This is a genomic window from Streptomyces mesophilus (assembly GCF_040300965.1).
GTDB classification, from domain to species: Bacteria; Actinomycetota; Actinomycetes; order Streptomycetales; family Streptomycetaceae; genus Streptomyces; species Streptomyces mesophilus_A.
In genome coordinates, this window is the sequence record NZ_JBEPEW010000100.1 from 24,295 (window position 1) to 31,404 (window position 7,110).

The following is a 7,110-nucleotide window of genomic DNA, read 5'->3' on the forward strand; positions in this document are numbered from 1 at the left end:
TCCGGGAGCGATGCGGGTCCGGGAGCGATGCGGGCCGGTGGTCGACGGGCCGGCGCCCCGCTACTCGCGGGGCGTCGTCTCCTCGCGTATCACCGTCTGCGCGACCTTGAACGCCGAGTTCGCCGCGGGGACGCCGCAGTAGACGGCGGCCTGCAGCAGGATCTCCTTGATCTCGTCCGGGGTGAGCCCGTTGCGCAGGGCCGCGCGGGTGTGGAAGGCGAGCTCGTCGAGGTGACCGCCGCTCACCAGGGCGGTGAGCGTCACGGCGCTGCGCATCCGGCGGTCCAGGCCGGGGCGCGCCCAGACCTCGCCCCATGCGTAGCGCGTGATCAGGTCCTGGAAGTCTCCGGAGAACGCGTCGCTGTTGCCGAGCGCCTGGTCGACATGGGCGTCGCCGAGCACCTCACGGCGGACCTTGAGGCCGCTCTCGTACGGGTCCGGGCGCCCGACCGGACCCGCCTGCGCTTCCAGGGGCGCGATCTCGGCGACCGGACCGCGTACCTCGCTGGACGGGGCGATCACGGGGACCAGGGGAGGCGCGGCGATGGCCGCGTGCGTTTCGGTCCACGCCGTGGAGAAGTGGTGCACGAGCAGATCCGTGACGGCGGCCGGCTGTTCGACCGGAGCGAGATGCGAGGCACCCGGCACGACCGCGAGCCGTGCGTCCGGGATGCCGGCGACCAGCGTGCGGGCCTCGGCGGGCCCGGTCACCTGGTCCTCGGAGCCGACCAGGACGAGGGTCGGCACGCCGATCCGGCCGAGGTCCGCCCGTATGTCGAAGGAGGCGAGCGCCTCACAGGCCGCGATGTAGCAGCCGGGGTCGGTGGTGCGCACCATCTGCACCGCCCACTCGGTGATCGCGGGCTGCGCGGCGGCGAAGCCGGGCGTGAACCAGCGCTCGGGCGAGGTGCGCGAGACGGGCTCGAGCCCGTTCGTACGGACGATCACGCCGCGCTGCCGGAATTCGTCGGCGGTACCGAAGCGGGGTGACGCGGCGATCAGGGCGAGCGAGGCGACGCGCTGCGGGTGGCGCAGGGCGAGATCGGCACCGATCGCACCGCCGAACGCACAGCCCGCGTACCCGAAGCGCTGGACCCCGATCTCGTCGAGCGTCGCGAGCAGCCGGTCGCCGAGCGCCTGCACGGAGTCGGTGGGATGGGCGGGCGCTCCGCCGTGCCCGGGCAGATCGAAACGCAGGACGCGCCAGGTCCGCGTGAGGTCGGGTATCTGGCGGTCCCACATGTGCCAGGTCGTGCCCAGGGAGGGGCCCAGGATCAGGACCGGTGCGTCCTCGGGTCCGTCGAAGCGGTATTGCAGGGTGTTCTCGGGTGTCTCACTCACGTCCTGCACGCTCTCATATCCCACACCGGCCCCTTGTCGGGGGCGGTGAGGATAGGGGACGGATCAGGTGAAAGACGGCTCGGGGTCGTGCCGGCCGGGCACCGTATGACCTTCCCCGAGGGCGCCTGGACCTTCCCAGGCGCCCTCACCGAGCGACGGCCCTCCCCATCGACCGCCGTCAGCCGCCGTACACGCCGGCCTCCCGCAGCGAGTAGCCCCACTCCGTGCCGCGCTGCACGCCCTGGATCCGTACGTAACGCGCCTGTGTGCTGTCGAACCGTGCGGTGTCCAGGCCGCCGTCACCGGAGTCCGTGGACCATGCCGTCCGCCAGTTACTGCCGTCCTGCGACAGCTCGATGCGGTACGACTTCGCGTACGCGTCCTCCCAGTCGAGGGTGACGCGCCCGACCGGCTTCGCCGACCCGAGGTCGATGCGCAGCCACTGGTTCTCCTTCCACTCGCTGGCCCAGCGGGTGGCCTTGTCGCCGTCGACGGACCTGCCGGGCGCGTAGTTCACGAACGGGTTCCACCACTGCGTCGTGGACGCCGTGGCGGCCGCGCCCGAGGCGAGGTTCCGCCCGGGGTCGTGCTGCTCGCTGCCCGCCCAGGTGCGGAGGTAGGACTCGGCGCCCGCGAAGAGGTCGTCCACGACGTCCTGGCCGCCGACGATCCGGATGTCCTCGATCCAGTCCGGGACCATCCCGTAGTGCGCGGCTCCGTCGGTGTTGAAGTCCCAAGTGCGCTCGCCGGTGGTCTGCTTGTCGATCACCGAGCCGCCGTCCGCGCTGCGGAAGGGGTACTTCACCGGGTTCGGGGTGTCCGCGCCGCGCGGGCCGGGCCAGCCGCCGACACCGTTCATGTCGGTGCCGTAGCCGAGGCCGACGCCGTACTTCTCGCGCAGCGCGTCCGTGCCCTTGGCCTCCGCACTGAAGCCTTCGGAGCCGCTCATGTAGCGGCCGATGAACCCGCCGAGCTTGTAGAGCCGCTCGGTCCAGCTCATGTCCATCCAGCTGTGCGAGGAGATCACACCCGGGTACGAGGCGGACTCGAGGATGTCGAAGGCCTGGCCCGCGGCCTTGACGCTCATGTGGTCGAGCTCCAGCATCATGCCGCGCTGCATCATGCCGCGCACCGCGTACTCACCCAGGCCGGTCAGACCGCGGGTGTTGCACTGCGCGCCCGAGGCGTACGCGGGCACGGACACGCCCTCGGGCAGCTGCTGCTCCGCCTGCGCCGCCGAGGCGTTGCCGATGGGGTTGTCGCGCTGCGGGCCACGGCAGGTCTCCGTCTTCCAGAACGTGCCGGTCGACAGGAACTGGCCCACATTGATGGCCGTACCGAGCGTGCCGGAGTCGAAGCGCACACCGCACAGGGCGTTGTCGAACTTGTGGCACAGGAACATGCTGCTGACGCCCAGCTTCTTCAGCTCGTCCAGGCCGCGGTCGATGTCCGCCTTGCTGCACTGCGCGACGTCGAGGATCTGCTTGCAGCCGAACGGTTCGGATGTCTCGACCCCCAGGACGACGGCCAGCTTGCCCTGCTCGATGACCTCGCGGGCCTGCGCGCTGCTGGTCACGATGCGGAACCAGCCCTTGCCCGGGCCGCCGTACATCCTGTCGATGAACTCCTGCATCTCGTACGTCTTCTTCGCCTCGAGACGGATGGCGTCCATCTCGTCGCAGCCGCGGTCCTTGAAGAAGTAGACGGAGCAGATCACGCCGTTGGTGACCAGGTCGTTGACGAGAACCCGCTGGCCGCCGCGCCAGGCCCGCTCGATCCAGGCGTAGTAGTTCTGCTGGTGGGTGAGCGAGTCATGGGCGGGCCAGTCCTTGAAGGTGGGCCACCCGTGAGGATCGTGCTTGCCGTCGCCGCCCTTGGTGATCATGTCGAAGAGGGCGAGCGAGCCGTCCGGGTAGTGCTCGGGGCAGTCCTTGAGCGCGTCGGCGACACCCTGCTCCGAGAACGCCTTTCCGCAGATCAGCCGGCCGCCGAAGCCCTCGTTGGACATGATGTGGTCGTGCGCGTCGACGAAGCCCCTGACCCTGCCCTGGGCGTCGGTGCCCTTGAAGGGCTCACCCGTGACGTTGATCTGCGAGTCGGGCTCGGGCCGCGCGTTCGGCGTCCACCAGCCGCTCTCCGCCGCGGAGTTGGCCTCGGTTCCGGGGCCCGGGTCCGCGGCGGATGCGGGCATCGGGCCGATGAAGAGGGAGAACACGGCGAGGAGCAGTGACACAACCGTGAGGGGTCCGAGTCTGTGACGCGGAGGTTGAACCATGGTCATCACTCACCTTGATTGACATGCGCACGCAAGTTACTGACGAGTTTTCAGAATCGCGAGCCTCGGTGGCGGAGTCAACGGTCCCGGCCGAAAAAGATGAGGATTCCTCAGTTTTGATGAACTGAGCGTCGGATTCCGCTGGTTGAGGGGCACTTTCAGGCCACGCCGCGGATGCGGAGGACAGGGCGGCGGCCGTGGAGGATCACCCTTGCAAAGCCCGCTGACGATCGGAGACCCGATGCATGATCCACTCCCCTCCCGCGGCTCCGCTTCGCGTGCGGCACGGCGCCTGGGCGCCGAGTGGGAGAGCCATGCGCGTACGTTCATGGCGTGGCCCGCGCTGGAGTCCGTATGGCAGGAGGATCTCCCCTACGTACGGCGGGACATCGCGCGCGTCGCCCGGGCCGTCGCGGAGTACGAGTACGTGGTGGTGATGGCGAGACCGGACCAGCGGGCCGCCGCCCAGAAGGCGTGCGGGTCCCAGGTGGAGGTCATCGACCTGGCCGTCGACGACCTGTGGGCCCGGGACACCGTCCCCGTTTTCGTCGAGGAGGGCAGTGACGTCCTCGGAGTCGACTTCAACTTCAACGGCTGGGGCGGCAAGCAGGTGCACACGAACGACGGCGTGGTCGGACGGGCGCTGCTGCCCGCGTACCGGATCCCCCGTGTCCAGGCGTCTGTGGTTTGCGAAGGCGGCGCCTTCGAGACGGACGGCGAGGGCACTCTCCTGATCACCGAGAGCTCGATCGTCAACGACAACCGCAACCCGGGAAAGAGCCGCGAGCAGATCGAAACCGAGCTGAAAGAGCTCCTGGGCATGCGCAAGGTGATCTGGTTCGAGGGCGTACGAGGTGAGGACATCACCGACGCGCACGTCGACAGTCTCGTGCGGTTCACGGCCCCCGGGGTGATCCTCCTCGACCGGGCCTTCCCCGGCCTGCCCGCCGACTCCTGGTCGCGCTCATCGGATCAGGCGAAGTCCGTGCTGAGCGAGGTCACCGACGCACGCGGCCGCCGCTTCGAGGTGATCGACCTCCCGGGGCCCGACCCGGACCGCGTCCCGGGCTACGGCGACGAGTTCCTCGCGACGTACGCGAACTTCTTCATCGGCAACGACGCGGTGTACGCACCCCGCTTCGGCGACAGAAGGGCCGACGACCGGGCGCGGGGGATCCTGCAGGAGCACTTCCCCCGGCGGGACATCGTGCAGCTGAGGATCGACACCCTCGCCACCGGAGGCGGCGGGATCCACTGCGCCACCCACGACCAGCCAGGCGAACCGGCCGCCTGACCACGCCACGGGTCGCCGCGTCAGTCAGCCCCGGCCCTGAGCATGCGCAGCACGGCGCGTTCGGCCGGCCCCTGGGTCGCGGGCGAGCCTGCGGAAACCTCGGCGCCGAGCCGGGGCAGGGCGTCGGCGATCGTCACCCCCTCCTCGTACAACTCGATCACCCGCGGGTTGATGTACGAAGCGCGGCAGACCGCCGGGGTGTTGCCGAGGTAGCCGGCGACCTCTCGGGCCGCGCGGGCGATGGCGCGGCGGCGGGCGGTCTCGCTGCGCGCCACCGGCTGGGAGACGGCCAGGGCGACGGCGGCCAGGACGGTGGCGTGCCAGGTGCGGAAGTCCTTGGCGGTGATCTCCAGGCCCGCAAGCTCCTTGAGGTACGCGTTGACCTCCTCGCCGCCGGGTTCGTGCCAGGAGCGCCGCTCCCCGTACGCGAGCAGCCGGTCGCCGTCGCCCCCGCGCCGCAGCAGCGCGGTCAGGCACCGGCAGGCGGCCGGGTCGGCGACGGACTGCGCGACCTCCTTGCCGTGCTTGCCGGTGTAGGTGAACTCGACGGCTCCGGCCCGGCAGCGCAGATGTGCGCGCAGGAGCGTGGTGAGGCCGTAATTGCCGTTCAGCTCGGTGTGGCGCTCGCTGCCGATGCGGAAGAAGCCGAGGTCGAGCAGGCGTACCGCCGTGGCGAGGACGCGCCGGCGGGTCAGTCCGCGGTCGCCGAGGTGCGCCTCGACTGCTTCCCGTACGGCGGGCAGCGCCTCGGCGGCCTCCAGGACGTGCTCGTGCTTGGCCAGCTCCTGCTCGGCACGGAACCGGGGGTGGTACAGGTACTGCCGGCGTCCGGCGTCATCGGTGCCGACGGCCTGGAGATGCCCGTTGGCCCTGGTGCAGATCCACACGTCGCGCCAGGCCGGAGGGATCACAAGCTCGCGGATCCGGGCCAGTTCGGCCCGGTCGCGCAGCGGCTCGCCCCCGGCGTCGAGGTAGCGGAAGCCGCGCCCGTGGCGCAGGCGGCGGTACCCGCGGTCGGTGGGACGGCTGTGGTGAAAACGCATTCCGGCCTCCCTCCGGTGCGGGTCGACGGCGCTGTCGGGGGTACCCGGCCGGACCAGCGGCGGGGCGGCCGACCGACCCGGCGGCGTCCGTGTTCATCCGGTCCGGCCGGTATCCGTGTCCGTCGGGCCCGGCCGGTATCCGTGTCCGTCGGGCCCGGCCGGTATCCGTGTCCGTCGGCTCCGGCCTGTATCCGTCTCCATCGGGCCCGGCCGGTATCCGTCTCCCTCCGGTCCCCGCCACCACCCGACGACAGAAAGACCGATCATGGCGGAGTACTCCACCCTCGAACTCGACGCGCTCTGGGACGCGTTCCACCGCGTGGTGAACATGACCTCACAGGAACTCAGCGCCTGGCTCAGGACCCGGGACGCGGGAGAGCACGCCGAGCCGCTGCCCGATCGCGCGGGTCCCGAGACCGGACAGCACGTCCTCGCGATCCTGCAGAAACGGCGCACGGACCTGACCGACGACGACCTGCGCGTGATGCGCAACGTGGTGGACCGTGTCGAGGCCGCCCGCGGCGAGGAACGGGAGCCCGAGGCGGGCGACACCCGCGGCAGGCACCGTCTGATGTCCCTGGGGCACGACCCCCTCAAGCCGTCCTGACGCCCGGCGCGGCAGCCTTGCGCCGTCTCTCGGCGAGCCGCACCGCCCGGTCCGTGACCGGCGGTGCGGCGTCGAGGGCGCATCACAGCAGCGGCCCGGCGTCGAGGGCGCGGCACAGCAGCAGCCCGGCTCACAGCAGCAGTTCGACCGCGAAGGCCAGGCAGCCGACGGCTACCAGCGCCACCACGAGGAGGATGGCCGCGAGCGGCCCCTTCGCCCAGCCGCGCGTGGGGTTGTCTGTCTCCTGCGGCCCCGCACCGGACGTGCTGCCCTCGGCGGGCGGCGTCTCACCGGGCGGTACTCCCCCGCCCGGCTCGAGGCCCGGGGTCCGGTAGGGGTCGGGATCGGGGTTCTTGTCGTGCATGCCGCACGGGTGCCCCGACGCGGCCCCGCCGAACACCCCGAACGGCACGCCGGCACAGGGCAGTTGCGCGTGGACCATGGGCGTGCCCGCCCCCCCCGCCCGGACGGTGGGGGGGGCAATGGGGGCGGGGCCGCCCCGGCGGGTAAGTGGGGGGGGGACGCCCGGGGGGGTTCTGGGGGTGGGCAC

Annotated in this window: 6 protein-coding genes; 2 read left to right on the forward strand and 4 right to left on the reverse strand. The window is 71.2% G+C overall.

What is annotated here, in order from left to right:
- Positions 1–60: 60 nt before the first annotated feature.
- The gene (pcaDC, locus tag ABT367_RS28495; protein WP_352256118.1) at positions 61–1,341 is read right to left on the reverse strand and encodes a bifunctional 3-oxoadipate enol-lactonase/4-carboxymuconolactone decarboxylase PcaDC; all 1,281 of its coding nucleotides are present in this window, start codon (positions 1,339–1,341) and stop codon (positions 61–63) included.
- 178 nt (positions 1,342–1,519) lie between these two features.
- A complete protein-coding gene (locus ABT367_RS28500) occupies positions 1,520–3,622 on the reverse strand; it encodes a galactose-binding domain-containing protein (protein ID WP_352256120.1) in 2,103 nt (700 codons plus the stop codon).
- Between the two features lie 235 nt (positions 3,623–3,857).
- Between ABT367_RS28500 and ABT367_RS28505 the strand changes: the two genes are divergently transcribed.
- Positions 3,858–4,910, forward strand: a complete 1,053-nt coding sequence (locus ABT367_RS28505) for an agmatine deiminase family protein (RefSeq protein WP_352256122.1) — start codon at positions 3,858–3,860, stop codon at positions 4,908–4,910.
- A 20-nt stretch (positions 4,911–4,930) separates the two neighbouring features.
- Here ABT367_RS28505 and ABT367_RS28510 read toward each other — a convergent pair whose 3' ends face one another.
- The gene (locus ABT367_RS28510; RefSeq protein ID WP_352256124.1) at positions 4,931–5,953 is read right to left on the reverse strand and encodes a DNA topoisomerase IB; all 1,023 of its coding nucleotides are present in this window, start codon (positions 5,951–5,953) and stop codon (positions 4,931–4,933) included.
- A 265-nt stretch (positions 5,954–6,218) separates the two neighbouring features.
- On the opposite strand from ABT367_RS28510, the gene ABT367_RS28515 reads away from it, so the two are divergent.
- On the forward strand, positions 6,219–6,560 hold the full coding sequence (locus ABT367_RS28515; protein WP_352256126.1) for a DUF3140 domain-containing protein: 342 nt from the start codon (positions 6,219–6,221) through the stop codon (positions 6,558–6,560).
- Positions 6,561–6,690: 130 nt separating this feature from the next.
- Here ABT367_RS28515 and ABT367_RS28520 read toward each other — a convergent pair whose 3' ends face one another.
- Complete coding sequence (locus ABT367_RS28520) at positions 6,691–6,924, reverse strand: DUF6480 family protein (protein WP_352256128.1); 234 nt, start codon at positions 6,922–6,924, stop codon at positions 6,691–6,693.
- Positions 6,925–7,110: the final 186 nt, after the last annotated feature.